Annotated in this window: 18 protein-coding genes and 1 pseudogene; 8 read left to right on the plus strand and 11 right to left on the minus strand. The window is 40.3% G+C overall.

Annotated features, from left to right (window positions below; all coding sequences use genetic code 11):
* Positions 1–462 precede the first annotated feature (462 nt).
* Positions 463–2394: a molecular chaperone DnaK gene (dnaK, locus tag ACE1B6_RS08590; RefSeq protein WP_413256841.1), complete on the minus strand. Its 1932-nt coding sequence runs from the start codon at positions 2392–2394 to the stop codon at positions 463–465.
* Between the two features lie 481 nt (positions 2395–2875).
* Between dnaK and ACE1B6_RS08595 the strand changes: the two genes are divergently transcribed.
* A complete protein-coding gene (locus ACE1B6_RS08595) occupies positions 2876–3259 on the plus strand; it encodes a papain fold toxin domain-containing protein (protein ID WP_413256842.1) in 384 nt (127 codons plus the stop codon).
* Positions 3260–3290: 31 nt separating this feature from the next.
* Positions 3291–3650: a hypothetical protein gene (locus ACE1B6_RS08600; RefSeq protein WP_413256843.1), complete on the plus strand. Its 360-nt coding sequence runs from the start codon at positions 3291–3293 to the stop codon at positions 3648–3650.
* 33 nt (positions 3651–3683) lie between these two features.
* Here the strand turns inward: ACE1B6_RS08600 and ACE1B6_RS08605 are convergent, their stop codons facing one another.
* The 4 genes from ACE1B6_RS08605 to ACE1B6_RS08620 all read right to left on the minus strand — a co-directional run bounded on the left by ACE1B6_RS08605 (position 3684) and on the right by ACE1B6_RS08620 (position 6793).
* Complete coding sequence (locus tag ACE1B6_RS08605) at positions 3684–3893, minus strand: DUF433 domain-containing protein (RefSeq protein ID WP_413256844.1); 210 nt, start codon at positions 3891–3893, stop codon at positions 3684–3686.
* 45 nt (positions 3894–3938) lie between these two features.
* Positions 3939–4244 (minus strand): hypothetical protein, encoded by a 306-nt coding sequence (locus ACE1B6_RS08610; RefSeq protein ID WP_413256845.1) that lies wholly within the window; start codon positions 4242–4244, stop codon positions 3939–3941.
* A 398-nt stretch (positions 4245–4642) separates the two neighbouring features.
* A complete protein-coding gene (locus ACE1B6_RS08615; RefSeq protein ID WP_413256846.1) occupies positions 4643–5206 on the minus strand; it encodes a GNAT family N-acetyltransferase in 564 nt (187 codons plus the stop codon).
* Positions 5207–5350: 144 nt separating this feature from the next.
* Positions 5351–6793: a hypothetical protein gene (locus ACE1B6_RS08620; protein WP_413256847.1), complete on the minus strand. Its 1443-nt coding sequence runs from the start codon at positions 6791–6793 to the stop codon at positions 5351–5353.
* 202 nt (positions 6794–6995) lie between these two features.
* Here ACE1B6_RS08620 and ACE1B6_RS08625 point away from each other — a divergent pair, with 202 nt between their 5' ends.
* Positions 6996–9407 carry a glycoside hydrolase family 31 protein gene (locus tag ACE1B6_RS08625; RefSeq protein WP_413256848.1) on the plus strand — a complete coding sequence of 804 codons (2412 nt, stop codon included), beginning with the start codon at positions 6996–6998 and terminating at the stop codon, positions 9405–9407.
* 51 nt (positions 9408–9458) lie between these two features.
* Here the strand turns inward: ACE1B6_RS08625 and ACE1B6_RS08635 are convergent.
* From ACE1B6_RS08635 to ACE1B6_RS08650, 4 genes and pseudogenes are all read right to left on the minus strand, one after another.
* Positions 9459–9757 (minus strand): annotated as a pseudogene (locus ACE1B6_RS08635) (type II toxin-antitoxin system RelE/ParE family toxin).
* A complete protein-coding gene (locus tag ACE1B6_RS08640) occupies positions 9754–10020 on the minus strand; it encodes a ribbon-helix-helix domain-containing protein (protein WP_413256851.1) in 267 nt (88 codons plus the stop codon). Before ACE1B6_RS08640 ends, ACE1B6_RS08635 begins: the two are co-directional and overlap by 4 nt.
* Positions 10021–10111: 91 nt before the next feature.
* A complete protein-coding gene (locus tag ACE1B6_RS08645) occupies positions 10112–10339 on the minus strand; it encodes an addiction module protein (RefSeq protein ID WP_413256852.1) in 228 nt (75 codons plus the stop codon).
* 51 nt (positions 10340–10390) lie between these two features.
* Complete coding sequence (locus ACE1B6_RS08650; RefSeq protein ID WP_413256853.1) at positions 10391–10534, minus strand: hypothetical protein; 144 nt, start codon at positions 10532–10534, stop codon at positions 10391–10393.
* An 87-nt stretch (positions 10535–10621) separates the two neighbouring features.
* On the opposite strand from ACE1B6_RS08650, the gene ACE1B6_RS08655 reads away from it, so the two are divergent.
* The 3 genes from ACE1B6_RS08655 (at position 10622) to ACE1B6_RS08665 (ending at position 11889) form a co-directional block, all read left to right on the plus strand.
* Positions 10622–10876 (plus strand): YlcI/YnfO family protein, encoded by a 255-nt coding sequence (locus ACE1B6_RS08655; protein WP_413256854.1) that lies wholly within the window; start codon positions 10622–10624, stop codon positions 10874–10876.
* Positions 10869–11291 carry a type II toxin-antitoxin system VapC family toxin gene (locus ACE1B6_RS08660; RefSeq protein WP_413256855.1) on the plus strand — a complete coding sequence of 141 codons (423 nt, stop codon included), beginning with the start codon at positions 10869–10871 and terminating at the stop codon, positions 11289–11291. The genes ACE1B6_RS08655 and ACE1B6_RS08660 overlap by 8 nt, the downstream gene beginning before the upstream one ends.
* 91 nt (positions 11292–11382) lie before the next feature.
* Positions 11383–11889, plus strand: a complete 507-nt coding sequence (locus tag ACE1B6_RS08665; protein WP_413256856.1) for a hypothetical protein — start codon at positions 11383–11385, stop codon at positions 11887–11889.
* On the opposite strand, the gene ACE1B6_RS08670 is transcribed toward ACE1B6_RS08665, so the two are convergent.
* The gene (locus ACE1B6_RS08670; protein WP_413256857.1) at positions 11859–12155 is read right to left on the minus strand and encodes a ribbon-helix-helix domain-containing protein; all 297 of its coding nucleotides are present in this window, start codon (positions 12153–12155) and stop codon (positions 11859–11861) included. The genes ACE1B6_RS08665 and ACE1B6_RS08670 overlap by 31 nt on opposite strands.
* On the minus strand, positions 12148–12393 hold the full coding sequence (locus ACE1B6_RS08675) for a type II toxin-antitoxin system RelN family antitoxin (protein ID WP_413256858.1): 246 nt from the start codon (positions 12391–12393) through the stop codon (positions 12148–12150). Before ACE1B6_RS08675 ends, ACE1B6_RS08670 begins: the two co-directional genes overlap by 8 nt.
* A gap of 342 nt (positions 12394–12735) precedes the next feature.
* Here ACE1B6_RS08675 and ACE1B6_RS08680 point away from each other — a divergent pair, with 342 nt between their 5' ends.
* Positions 12736–14256 (plus strand): pyruvate kinase, encoded by a 1521-nt coding sequence (locus ACE1B6_RS08680; protein ID WP_413256859.1) that lies wholly within the window; start codon positions 12736–12738, stop codon positions 14254–14256.
* 106 nt (positions 14257–14362) lie between these two features.
* A complete protein-coding gene (locus ACE1B6_RS08685) occupies positions 14363–14485 on the plus strand; it encodes a hypothetical protein (RefSeq protein ID WP_413256860.1) in 123 nt (40 codons plus the stop codon).
* Positions 14486–14712: the final 227 nt, after the last annotated feature.

A 14712-nucleotide genomic window follows, 5' to 3' on the forward strand; every position in this document is an offset into this window, starting at 1 on the left:
ATTTCATATTTGTAGAACTGTAGGGTGCGTCAGAACAAAAATTTACTGAGGAAACAATTCAGTTAAATGTCTGACGCACCCTACTATACTGAAAATGTTAGCAATGAATAATTTCATACTTATAGAACTGTAGGGTGCGTCAGAACAAAAATTTACTGAGGAAACAATTCAGTTAAATATCTGACGCACCCTACTATACTGAAAATGTTAGCAATGAATAATTTCATATTTGTAGAACTGTAGGGTGCGTCAGAACAAAAATTTACTGAGGAAACAATTCAGTTAAATGTCTGACGCACCCTACTATACTGAAAATGTTAGCAATGAATAATTTCATATTTATAGAACTGTAGGGTGCGTCAGAACAGAAATTTACTGAGGAAACAATTCAGTTAAATGTCTGACGCACCCTACTATACTGTCATCAGTCATTTGTTTTTTCCCATGACTAATGACTAATGATTACTTAGTTTCCGATTCCGAAAATTCAGCATCAATTACATCATCGCCACCGCCGGAAGTTCCGGTAGCACCTTCGCCACCAGGAGCAGCACCAGTACCGTCGCCGCCAGGAGCAGCACCACCAGCTTGCTGATAGATATTGCTACCGATGCTGAACAGAGTTTGTTGCACTTCTGGCATCAATTTCTTGATCTGTTCGTCATCTTCTTTAGCAACAGCATCCTTCAAGTCTTTGATCAAACCTTCCAGTTTAGACTTGTCAGCAGCAGGTACTTTGTCACCCAATTCTGTGAGTTGTTTTTCGGCTTGGTATGCTAAAGAATCAGCTTGGTTTTTCCGATCGATCCTTTCCCGACGTTCCTTATCAGCAGAAGCATTTTGTTCTGCTTGTTTCACCATCTTGTCTACTTCATCTTTCGGTAAAGTAGAAGCGCCAGTGATGCTAATAGATTGAGCTTTACCAGTTCCTCTATCCTTCGCAGTTACATTCAAGATACCGTTAGCATCGATATCGAAAGTTACTTCAATTTGGGGAACACCACGAGGCGCAGGAGGAATACCATCTAAGCGGAAAGTACCCAAACTCTTGTTATCGGTAGACATTTCCCGTTCCCCTTGGAGAACGTGAATTTCTACGTTAGTTTGTCCATCAACCGCAGTGGAGAATACTTCCGATTTCTTGGTAGGAATAGTAGTGTTGCGAGTGATAATCTTGGTCATTACGCCACCAAGAGTTTCTACACCCAGAGACAGCGGAGTTACGTCTAGCAACAAGATACCAGAAGCACCTGCATCGCCAGAAAGTACACCAGCTTGAATAGCAGCACCAACTGCTACCACTTCATCAGGGTTAACGCTTTGGTTAGGTTCTTTACCCAATACCCGTTTCACCACTTCTTGCACGGCGGGGATACGAGTAGAACCACCAACTAGTACTACTTCATCGATCGCAGACTTGTCAATTTTAGCGTCGCGGATCGCGTTTTCTACTGGAATGCGGCTGCGATCGATCAAATCAGAGCAAAGTTCCTCAAATTTCGCCCTTGTTAGGGTCATTTCTAAGTGTTTCGGCCCATCTTGAGTCGCAGTGATGAAAGGCAAGTTGATTTCCGCTTGTGTCACGCTGGACAATTCAATTTTCGCCTTTTCTGCTGCTTCTGTCAGACGTTGCAAAGCTTGTTTGTCTTTGCGAAGATCGATACCTTCATCCTTTTTGAAGCTTTCCGCCAAGTAATCAACGATTTTCTTGTCGAAGTCGTCACCACCCAGGTGAGTATCACCAGAAGTCGCCAACACTTCAAACACACCATCGCCAATTTCCAGGATGGAAACGTCGAAAGTACCACCACCTAAGTCAAATACCAGAATGGTTTCGTTAGCTTTCTTATCCAAACCGTAAGCTAAGGATGCAGCTGTAGGTTCGTTGATGATCCGCAGAACTTCAATCCCTGCAATCTTACCAGCGTCTTTAGTCGCTTGACGTTGGGAGTCGTTAAAGTAAGCAGGTACGGTAATTACCGCTTGCGTAACTGTTTCACCCAAATATTTGCTTGCGTCATCTACCAGCTTGCGAAGAACTTGTGCGGAGATTTCTTCGGGTGCAAATTGTTTGCCTTGTGCAGGACAGTCTAATTTAACGTTTCCGTTGTTATCGCGCAGGACTTTATAGGATACTTCTGTCGCTTCGTGAGTAATTTCTTCAAATTTACGTCCGATAAAACGCTTCACGGAATAGAACGTATTTTCTGGGTTCATTACCGCTTGACGCTTAGCGATTTGTCCGACTAAGCGATCGCCATTTTTAGCATAAGCTACAACCGAAGGTGTAGTCCGAAAACCCTCTGCGTTGGCAATGACTGTGGGTTTACCACCTTCCATTACAGCCACACAGGAGTTAGTCGTACCTAAGTCAATTCCAACAACTTTTGCCATAAGAGTGTTTGGTTTCCCAATCTAACTACAAAATTTACTAGGCTCGATTGACCAGATAGAATCGAGAGCAAGACAGCACTGCTAACTGCACCAACCGAGCCCTTTCACCTACTCTGTTCAACTTGTATATTGTTCTGCACTACACAGAACTCTTTTCTATACTCAGCGGCGATCGGGGTGATTATGAAGGCGAGGTTTCCGAACCTTTAAAGGACGGTTGCCTTTCGGGAGGTTTTTTCGTAGCTGCTTGGTGCTGCCACTAATCAATACTTTAAGCAATTACACTCTTTACGTGATTGGTGCGAACCGTAATATAAAAGTTGTATTTGCCGTCTTTGAGTCGGTTAGGCTCCAGGGAGAGAAGGAAAGGAAGGTAGCCGACTACTTATTTTGAAACATTAAAACACTCTCATAATTGTGGAAATCTGTTAATTACTTTGAGATATACTTTCACTTATGCTTAGGAAGTAAACTTTCTATTTTGAGCTTAAATTCGAGTAGCTTAGATGAAATTCGCCAACAAATAGCTAAAATTGCTGGTCAATATGGAGTTTTTCAATGCGTTGAATGCAGTAAGGCTATCAAAGAATTTTTGATACTTATAAACATCCAAGGTAAGCAAATCAAGCTCGATTTAGGAAGGCAAGACTTACCTTGGGCAGTGATTTATGATTTACGGCGACAACAGCAAATTGCTACTAACGGCTATCATGAAGGGATATCAATTACAATTGACGGGCAGGAAATTGTTTTTGATAATATAGATCCTAATGGCGTGACTCGACAGGAGTGGCTAGCAAATTTAACCTCCCCTACTTTAGAACTGGGTCTGGGAAATTTCAATATTATAGAACAGGAATTTTGAGCAATAGATTTAGAAAATACTGAGGAAGAAAATGCACAATTTATATACGCTAATTGAGAAAATAAAGAAAGCTCCTTCTATGTACTTGGGACGACACTCAATTATTTGTCTTCAGGCTTTCTTATCGGGTTACAGTGTGGCTAAATATGAATTGGGAGAACAGCCAACTAATGAAGACCTTGATTTCAGATCATTTCCTGAGTGGATACGAAAAAAATTCAACGTGCAAACCAGCCAATCTTGGGCTAACATAATTCTCTTTTATTCAGAAGATGAAAGTAAAGCACTGGATAATTTTTTTAAATTGTTAGATGAGTTTATTAATCGTAATTCTTCTACTGACAGTTTACCGGAAGGTGGATTAGATGAGAAAAAACTGGAAGTTTTCTAGTGAACAATTTTTTAATTTAACTTCCCAAATATCTTAGCAATTCAACTCACCTGAATCTTTCACATAATCTAAAGCTTCCTGAATATCCCGGATTTCCAGGTTGGGAAATGCTGCTAGAATTTCCTGTTCTTTCATTCCTTCGGCAAACATCCCCACAACAGTAGCAACGGGAATGCGTAAGTTACGAATACAAGGAACTCCTCCCATTTTTTGCGGATTAACTGTAATTCTTGGATGTTTCATAATTGTTTTCTAAATACTTTAACAAAACTTGTAAATTTTGCCTATTTAGCTTTTTTCCATTTGCTCAAGCTTTTCTTGTAACTGTTGAAATACTACTTCACCATCAACAACCTTTCCTTGACGAATTTGCTCTTCTCCTTGAGCAATTTTTTTCCTTAATTCAACTAGCTGACTTACTGCGAGTTCGTTATTAATTACTTTTAAAGCTAAAGCTTTCACTTTTTTGATCGCTTCTTGCTCAGTTAAACTATACACCAAAACATCCGGTATTTCTAAAATTTCTGCAATCCAACGACCATCATTTTCTTGCTTCGTTGCGATCGTAAATTGATTTGCTATTGAAATTTGCATTAACCAACATTTCGACTACATCAAATAAATTAGGTTTAATCATTGGTGTTTTACTCAGATTTTGTACTAGTCGCAACATCCGCCTGGAAATCAATTTCCAGGCTCATAGCTAAAGTCCTCTGAAGAGGACTAAAATATTGATAATCCAAATCAACGCTTTCAGTCCATTTTAATGGACTTCAGCTATTAGCCTGCGAATTGATAAGGCAGGCGGGCTCAAAGCGCAGGGACAAGATCTCAGATCGCAATTTTATCTAATCTTTCGGCAATCCTAAATCTGGCAAACCTTTGACAATTTTAACCGTTTCTAAACTAACTGTAATCACCTGTTTAATTAAGCGGACAATATATTCTTCATCATCCAGCATATCCCAATTTATCCCACTAACTAATCAAATTCATATTTCCTTAAACATTAAAACACTCTCATAATTATCTAAATCTAAAAATCTCTCCTTCCGCAAAATGCCTACTTGCTGAAAACCTTGTTTTTCGTGAAATTTGATCGATCGCACATTCCCCAAAGGTTGACTAACAATAAAAGTCGAAATAAATGAATTAGGAAACTGTTCATATAGTGACTTATAGATAAACTGAGCAATACCTTTACCATGATAATCTGGCTTAGTTGCTACTGTTTTAATATAAAGATGTCGATCGCTGAGAATTTTATCTTTACAACTTTCATCTAGCCAAATAATCTGATTTAAAAACTCAGTACTGATTTTTGGTTTTGCCCAAGTCAAGAATCCCAAAACTTCACCACTAAAGTTAACAGCAACAAAATACTTGGTTCCCTGACTTAAGTTTTGCTCAATCTCTGCTTCGGTGGTTTTAGTTAAGAGAAAACCAGCATTAGGTGAGAGATTCTGACCTCGAACATTAGCATTATGGATGTTAATAATTGCCCCTATATTTTCCGGTTGGGCTTCGACAAAACTTAAGCCTTCAATCTGGCTCATAATCTTAATAATTTCCCAGTTTTTTGCTCTAGAAAAAATACGGTTAATAAGATGATATCATAAAATAATTACAGAAATTATAACTATAATTTAGTGGGATGGTGCGTTACGTTGTCACGCTTCGCACCCTACAAATATAAAGGATCAAGAATTGAGCCAACTTACGGAATAACGATCGCCCATTTCCCCTAAAAATCGATCGAGTTGTGGCAAAGTCAGCGGTTTTGGAATTGGGTATTCTCCTTCAAGTTTTTTCAAGTCGAGATAATGCCTAGTAAATGATGCTAAATCACCTGGATAAGTTTTCTCATCCACACCAACAAATTGTCCATGATGATTAGCTCGATCGAGAATCGATCGCCATTGTTCAATTGAGGCTTGACCCAATGCTTCAATTCCATTAGAAAATAGATTCAGGTAAATTTCATCGTAAGGCTTAGTAGTATCTAAATAGCGATCGAGTTCGTTAGCCGAACGTTTATCATTAAACACTGTCCAATAAGGTACTGACCCTAATCTTAGTGTCCACCAAGGTTGCAAATAAACAAAAGATTCGCTAAATAATCGATCGCTCTTCATCCCACGTTCTTGATACCACCATCTATATAAATCCGCTACCAACGGACTAAGATCTTGGGGAAAATTAAAGATAATCCGTTGCACCCGATATCCATGCTGACGGGCAAAATCTTCCGTATTTTCCCGCAAAGCAGCATCAAAACCCCACTCTGATTCAGGAAATCTACCATCGGGAGCGGGTGGTTGCCAATATTCATGCTTAGATCCCTGGCGTTTGAGAAAATCGGCAACTTGCTGAGTAGGATTTAAGTACTCTTCGGGAGAGAGAAAACCTGTACCACCAAACTGGAAGACGTGGCGATCGGCAATTTGAGTCATCAGCCAACTGTACTGACACTCTACCAAAAAAATCGTTCCCCCAGGCGCTAAATTCTCCCGCAAAAACAGCTTGTATCTCTCCCCTAAACGAGTTCGCTTCATCCGAAAATACGCCACGCGAGGGACTTTCACCCGATCTTGATTCGGATCGTGCATTTGATAAACCCAAAGCTCAGGATTGTTGCGGAGTAACCTTTGTGCGAGCCCTTTTCCCCACTCGATTACTCCTGTTGGATCGTCGGGATCGGAGTCGCTGGCGTGTTGCAAACACAAAAGTAGCGTTTGTGGCAACCAAGGAATACCCAGCGCCGCCCCCAAATGTACCGCAGCACCGTTAGTAGAGCCAATCATCACCGCTGGATAGCGTCGTCGAGGATACTGACTGAGTGCCCAACGAGACATAGTTTCTGCTCTTACCTTGTCTACCACACTCGCAGGTGCAGCGTTCATCCATCCCGCCCAAGTAGATGCTGTAGCGACAAAATTATCAGGAAGTTGGCTAAATACTTCTCCTCCCACAGCTTTTAGTGACGGAAAAATCCCTCCTTCTGGTAAATCTTTGCCATTGAGATAATTACCCAATGCTTCCACTGCCATTGTTGCAGAATCAAGACCAACAATGTAACGTGGTCTGCGCCCAAATGCCGCTACAATATCAGCAATCGTTAATCTATATGAGGAGAATTGCATCACTGCTCCTTTTACTAATTTGCGGAAGCTCCGTCATTAACAAAAATTAACTTAATTACTCCTTTTTTTATTAGACGATCGCATTCATAAATTAACCCCTCCAAAGATAGAAAATCAGGTTAGTTCTTCCAGGGGAAGTAGTAACGCAATCCCTTGATTAGTCTGGGATAAAGTGTTGTTGTCTCGCCATAAAATCAGAATTATGGGGTTTGTTCGTCGGCTATCGCTGAATCTAAAATTTGTCCTGAAGTCGCTGTTTTTTTTGCAATATGTACCCCAAGCATTTTTGTATTCTATACAACGCGATCGCCTAGAGCGTCAATACATCTCTCAACCTAAATCACAATCATTAATCAAACCCGGAAAATTATTACAAGCAACAGCTACAGATCGCGGTGTTCACTTTTATTTTGAGGAAGTTGAGCTTAATATAGATTTTCTCACGCCTGATTTTGTCAGGGTAAATTGGTCGCCCAATCTGCCTCCAATTCCTTATGCGATCGCTTATAATGAATGGGAAAAAGTCGATACTAAACTAGCAGAAACAGGCGACAATTGGACAATTAGCAGCAACACTTTAAATATTGAAGTTGGAGTTGCAGGTAGCCTCACCTTTTCTAATGCCAAAGGGGAAATTATCCGATCGGAATTACCCCCGCAATGGGATAATCAACAATGGACGCATCAAGCGAAATTACCAGCAGAAGAACACATTTATGGATTAGGAGAACGGGCTGCTAAATTTAATCTGAGAACTGGCAAAACCTACCAGATTTGGAATTACGATCCGGGTAATATTTATCGCCCTGGTGTCGATCCGATGTACATTTGCATTCCGGTTTATTTAGGATTGCACAATTTGGGAAGTTATTTAGTTTTTTATGAAAATACATTTCGGGGTGAGTTTACTTTTGGGGAAGATGCGATCGCTAAATTTGCAGATGGCGCACTTCGCTATTATTTCGCCCTTGGTGAGCCCCAAAAATTATTAGAACGCTACACTCAACTAACAGGAAAAGCACCACTTCCGGCAAAATGGACATTAGGTTATCATCAATCACGTTGGGGTTATCGCACAGAAAGAAATGTGCGCCAAGAAATCAACTCATTTCAAAATCATAACATTCCCATTAGTGCAATTCACCTGGATATTGATTGTCAAGTTGGACATCGTGCATTTACGATCGATCCCAAACGTTTCCCTCATTTAAGAAGTTTCATTCAAGAACTAGCAGCACTAGATATTAAATGCGTTGCTATCAATAATCCAGGGATTAAACATAGTCGTCACAGCAATTTATTTCTCGAAGGGCAAGTTTTAGAAGCTTTTTGTACTTATCCTAATGGAGAATTAGTTGTAGCACCAGTATGGGCAGGTAGAACAGTATTTCCTGACTTTACAAATCCCACAGTTCGTGCTTGGTGGAGTCATCAATTTGCCTACTTACTTAATGTTGGCATTGCTGGATTTTGGAATGATATGAGTGAGCCCGCATTATTTGTCACTTGGGGCGATCCAACTATGCCAAAAGTAGCGCAACATTGCTTAGAAGGGCGAGGAGGCGATCATCGAGAAGCGCACAATGTTTATGGTTTACTAGAAGCTGAAGCTGCATTTGAAGGGATTCGTGAATCTCGCCCAAATCAGCGTCCGTTTATTGTATCGCGATCGGGCTGGGCTGGACTACAGCGGTATGCTTGGACTTGGACAGGAGATATTGTTTCAACTTGGGAAGCACTAAGACAGACAATAGCAACTGTACTTGGTTTAGGATTATCAGGAATTGCCTACAGTGGGCCAGATATCGGTGGTTTTTTAGGTAATCCTACCCCAGAATTGTATGTGCGTTGGTTTCAAATGGCAAGCTTTTTCACATTTTGCCGTACTCACAGTTCTACCAGTGTGGAACCTCGCGCCCCTTGGAGTTTTGGCGAACCTTATTTAAGTATTATTCGCCATTTTCTCGAATTACGCTATCAATTAATGCCATACTTTTATACTTTAGCTTGGGAAACTGCACAAAAAGGTTATCCTCCCGTTCGCCCTTTGTTTTGGTATGACTGGAAAGATCCGCTATTTTGGGATCGAGAAGATGGTTTTTATTTGGGTGAGTCGTTGTTGATTTTTCCAGTGTTGCAGGATGGAGTGCGATCGCAAACTGTTTCCTTACCTTCAGGAAATTGGTATCATTTCTGGGATGATACCTTTCTCGAAAGTGGAAATTCCTATCAGTTAGAAGCACCTTTAGAAAAGATTCCCGTATTAGTTAGGGAAGGTAGTATTTTACCAATGGAAGAGAACGATTTATTAATTCTCCATCTTTATCTGCCTAAATCTGGTGAAAGTGAAGGTTTTATTTATAGTGATGCTGGCGATGGATATGGTGATTTTCGGATCGATCGATTCCATTTAATTCGCCATGAACAACATTTACAACTAACCTGGAAACAAGAAGGAAATTATCCCTTCCCTTATGCAAATGTGCAGTTAACAATACATGGTGCATCTTTGCAAAATGCTTCCGTAGACGAACAAGAAATAGTGACTCAAGGACAATCTATACAATGTCAACCATTTCAGCAAGCAAGTTTAGTTTTTGATCCTCTCTTGTAGGGTGCGTATAGCCTACGGCATTCAAGAAAAGTGTTAAGACCTAAACGCGATTTAGTTTGACTCTTCAAAAAGAGACGAAAAGTTACGACGACCACTCACAACTCGCAAAATCTCAATACCATCACTCAGGACTCTGTAAAAAATAATATAACCTTCAAGGGACAATCCGCGAAGGTCTGGACGAATTTGTGCGTAGCTTTTCCGCTATTTGGGAAAGCAACAAGTTGTTGACACTTGCGGTTAAATTCCCGGAAAAATCGCTCCCCTGCTTCTAGATTGTTTTCCGCAAAATAGTCAGCGATCGCGTTAAGATCTTCGCTAGCGAGAATGTTGATAACATAACGGCTCATTTTTGTGTCTGACGTGCTTGTTGGAACCGTTCTAGAACTTGGCTGACAAAAGTTTCGCCGTCAATGGGTGGTGTTTGATCTGAAACTGAGATTGCGGCATCAATTTTTTCTCGGACATCTTCAGTCCAGGCAGTATCGGCGCGATCGTATTCATCCAACAATCGCAAAGCAATTTCTAGGATTTCTTGAGCCGATCGGTATTTCCCAGCTTGCAACTTACTTTGAATAAAACGTTCTTGTTCAGCAGTGAGACTGATACTCATTTAAATACAAAAACTTTCTAGAAGTCGTCTCTATCATATCTCAAGAAGAAAGCAGGCGTGAAGTTCCACTTCTGGCAGAATAATTAGATTTCTAAGCACCATAATCTTTGCTACGAATTTCTTCCTTAGCTGCTTCCCATAAACTGCCAGAACCAGGATTTTGCAAATACCTTGCTTTTCTCTTCGCCAGTTCTTCTTTTTGCCAGTCAAGTACAGGAATTCGATCGGGAACTGAGGCAATACTGTCCCATAAATCTTCGACAAGTTGTAATTTTTCCGAGAGGGTTAGCTCAAAAACCTTTGTTAACTCTGGGTTCATGCTGACTTTACGCCTGTAACTAGCAATCTAATTTTAAGTGTATCATGTGGGTTAAATTTCCGTAGTTTTAGCTAAGAGAAAACCAGCATTAGGTGAGAGATTCTGACCTCGAACATTAGCATTATGAATGCCAATAATTTCTCTAATGTTTTCCGTTTGCGCTTCGACAAAACTTAAGCCTTGAATCTGGCTCATAACTTTGAAAGTTTCCCAGTTTTTTACTTTAAATCAAAATGCGGTTACAAAACATGATATCATAAAGTAATAGCATAAATTATAACTATGGAAAAAGAAGCTATAACTATTCGCATTCCTAGCGATTTGTTGGAGCAAGCAAGACAATTTCGCGGAGGTGGAGAGTCTTTTAATGAGATGGTGGTTGATGCGATCGCACGCGAAGTAAAAAGAAGGCGCAGTCTAGCAGCACATCAGCGGATTGTAGCTCGAAGTGCCCAAGTAGAAGCCAAAACAGGCATTCAACCAAGTTCAGTAGAATTGATTCGTCAGCTACGAACAGATGAGGGACGGCGTGACTAAATGTATCGACACCAGCGTTTGGATTCCTTATCTTTTACCGGAAACATTACAACCCCAAGCGAGAAATTTAATCGCTCCCTTATTAACATCAAATGAGCGTTTAGTCGCACCTGCATTTGCTTGGACAGAAGTAGGCTCAGTATTACGAAAAAAAGTTAGGTTGGGAGTTATTACCGCAGCAGAAGCAGCGGGATTTTATGATGATTTTTGCCAAATGCCTATTGATTATCTGGATAGCGATCGCATCCACACAAAAACTTATGAAATTGCCGAACAGTTCTCCCTAGCAACTCTCTATGATGCAGCTTTTTTAGCAGTTGCCGAATTAGAATCGGCTGAATTTTGGACAGCAGATCGATCTTTGCTCAATACGCTTACGCCATGTCCAGCTTATGTTAAAAAATTGGAGGCATGAATCCAGTAGTTTTCGATAAAGTGGAAACGATATAATAAGCACAAAACTAAAGTAGGTAAGAAAAAAGACATAGCTAATTGCAATTAAAATTATGACTCCTAATTTAGTTCGTGAAGTAACCAAATTAACAGATATAAGGGAAATAGCAGAGATTACAATGAAGGTTTTTTTGCAAATCTGCTGGAAAGCAACCCTAAGTTATGGAGATGAATTAAGCCTTCATATTGGATCGAAGATTCCTTACTCACAAAAATCGATGGCTGGTAAACAAAAAGGTGAGTGGATAGTAGGTACGAGAGGAAATCCTTGGCAACTTAAATCAGAAGGGGAAACGATCGCTAATTCTGAAGAAGATGCGGAAAGTATTAGGGGAAAGGTTAAAGCGATCGAAAATAATCACATTAGTTGGTTTGTCCCCACTCCAGAATTAGGTTTTAATATGGGTTTTTCTAATGGATATGAATTGATACTTATTCCAGAAATTGAAGATGATTCTGGTTTACCATATTGGGAAATGTTTACTCCCGAAGCTATGGTTCTCAAAGTTGGGCCAAATGCTAAGTGGTCTTATACTTCAGTGTTGCATACAAGTGTCTGACGTGCTTGTTGGAACCGTTCTAGAACTTGGCTGACAAAAGTTTCGCCGTCAATGGGTGGTGTTTGATCTGAAACTGAGATTGCGGCATCAATTTTTTCTCGCACATCTTCAGTCCAGGCAGTATCGGCGCGATCGTATTCATCCAACAATCGCAAAGCAATTTCTAGGATTTCTTGAGCCGATCGGTATTTCCCAGCTTGCAACTTACTTTGAATAAAACGTTCTTGTTCAGCAGTGAGACTTTGAATAAAAGGTAGATCAGACATTATCAATACCTTCCCAAAGTTGGGCGACAGGAATAGTTTGTCCGGTCATTGCTTCCTGCCAAGCTTGACGGAAATCTGCTATAATTTCTTCTTTGTATCGATCGTCCTCATTTATTTCTTCTGCTTCTGGAATTAGGACAATTACTTCAACGCGACTATTTTTATCTGTGATAATAGGGCGATCTAAAGTAATTTGCCCCTCTTCATTGATAGTAGCCATAACTTTAATTGCTTTCATTGCTCCTCCAAATCAGTTTTCAGGTATGAATATGAATAATTTATTCATTATATTTTATATCTGATACGCTTGCTGAAACCGGATTCAAAGTCTCCCTTTTTAAGGGGGATTTAGGGGGAGCGAAAACGCATAAACTCATAACTAGCCACTTGCGTTAATATCTGGTCTTACCAAGTAACTCTTAACCTATTCTTAATTTTATTATGCTACATAAATACGATCGCCTCATAGCATAATAATTAATTTGACCGATCGCACAACTCATTAATTATCTCTAAGATTTTGCTCCTCCACCCGAAAATCATGCAATCCTAATAATAGATTTATAGAGAAAACAGAGTTATGCAAACATTAGTTGCATCTCCCACCAATCTGAACAATTTTAATTTATCAGATCCGCATCATCTACTAAAAGCACTGCAAGATTTACGTCAAAGTGTTTACCAAGAAGGACAGGAACTTTTTCAACGCTGGCGACCTTCAATTCAGAGAAAATCTTTCTTATTAAGTGCTTTGAATTTAGCTTATTATTTAGCACTCCGTCATCATGATTTACGACCAATTCAAACCGCACTTGTACCTTGGGGATTATCATCTTTAGGTCGCAGTGAATCGAGAGTTTTACCCAATTTAGATGCCGTAATTACAACTTTAGGGGAACTAGTTAATGCTGACCCTAATAGTTTACCAGGTCGTCGTCCTTTGCGGGCTTTTTTCCGGGGCGATCGCCTTTTACAAAAAGAAGTAGAAGCAGTTTTTGGCAAAGCTTCTGCCGATCGCCAAGGCAGAATCATGGTGACATTACCCAATCAAGCAGCAGAAGATTTTACCTTAGTTTTACAACTAGTAGAATGCGGTTCTGACTGCTTCCGAATTAACTGCGCCCATGATAACCCTGAAGTTTGGGAAGCAATTATTAAAAATGTCCGACTTGCCTCCGAAAAAACCGGGAAAAATTGTAAAGTATTCATGGATTTAGCAGGGCCAAAACCTCGCACATTAGAGGTAGTTTCGCCCGATGGAAAAAGTCGGATGATTGTTGGCGATCGCTTACTTTTAACCCGCAACTCCCCCCAAACAACAGACCCCACAATTCCCTTCCGCACCAATTGTAGTTTCCCCGAAATATTAGACCAGCTGCAAGTAAATGATCCCATTTGGATCGATGATGGTCATGTAGGTACAAAAGTAATTTCTCTCACTTCCGAAGGCGCACTTTTAGAAGTCACACACACCCGTACTAAAGGAGAAAAACTTCGTCCAGAAAAAGGATTGAATTTTCCAGAAACAGTAATTCAACTGTGTCCATTAACTGAAAAAGATTTCCGAGATTTAGATTTTGTCGCCCTTCATGCTGACATCATCGGTTATTCCTTCGTCCAAACAGCAGCAGACGTGGCATTGTTACAAACCGAAATTCAAAAACGTCTCGAAAACACCCCCAGAAAAATCGCCATTGTCGCCAAAATTGAAACCAAAGAAGCCATTCGTAACCTCCCAGAAATCATGGTGCAAGCAGCAGGAAAACAACCATTAGGAGTAATGATTGCTAGAGGAGATTTAGCCGTAGAAATTGGTTATCAACGCTTAGCAGAAATGCAAGAAGAAATCCTTTGGTTATGTCAATCTGCCCACATTCCCGTAATTTGGGCAACCCAAGTATTAGAAAATCTCGCCAAAACAGGCATTCCTTCTCGCGCCGAAATGACTGATGCGGCAATGGGAGAAAGAGCCGAATGTGTCATGTTAAATAAAGGCCCATTTATCAACGAAACAGTAACAATTTTAGACGATGTTTTGCGCCGCATGGAAGCCCATCAATTGAAAAAAATGCCCCAACTAAGAGCTTTAAATTCTTGGTAGCAACCTGTAAAAACTGTAGGGTGCGTCAGACAGAAAGCCTCAAGTTTCTGAGAAAATTTCAAGTTACGACGCACCTCACCACTCAGGGATAAAAAACCAACTTTTAGTGAAATTAAGCAAGCTAAACGATGAACAAGGCGATCGCTATTTAACAGCAGAAGAAAGGTCAAGACAAGCAGAAGAATTATTAGCTAGATATCGGGAAAGATTTGGCGAATTACCCGAATAAAAAAGTACGTTGTTGGGCGTGCGGGCGCGTTAATTTTGGGGGGGAGCGCCACAACCTACCAGGGAAAAAAATTAAAAAATAAAGCAAGATTTCCCAGGGAAGTGTAAGTTTGGGTTTTATTTTAAACATTTAATTTGCATGGTATTTTTGCTTTTTTTTTCTATTTTTTTAGCTGGTAGTTTGTTGGGCTTCTGCGCAAATTTAATGCGCGCTTATGCGCAACAACG

The organism is Floridaenema fluviatile BLCC-F154 (genome assembly GCF_041929135.1).
Classification (GTDB): domain Bacteria; phylum Cyanobacteriota; class Cyanobacteriia; order Cyanobacteriales; family Aerosakkonemataceae; genus Floridanema; species Floridanema fluviatile.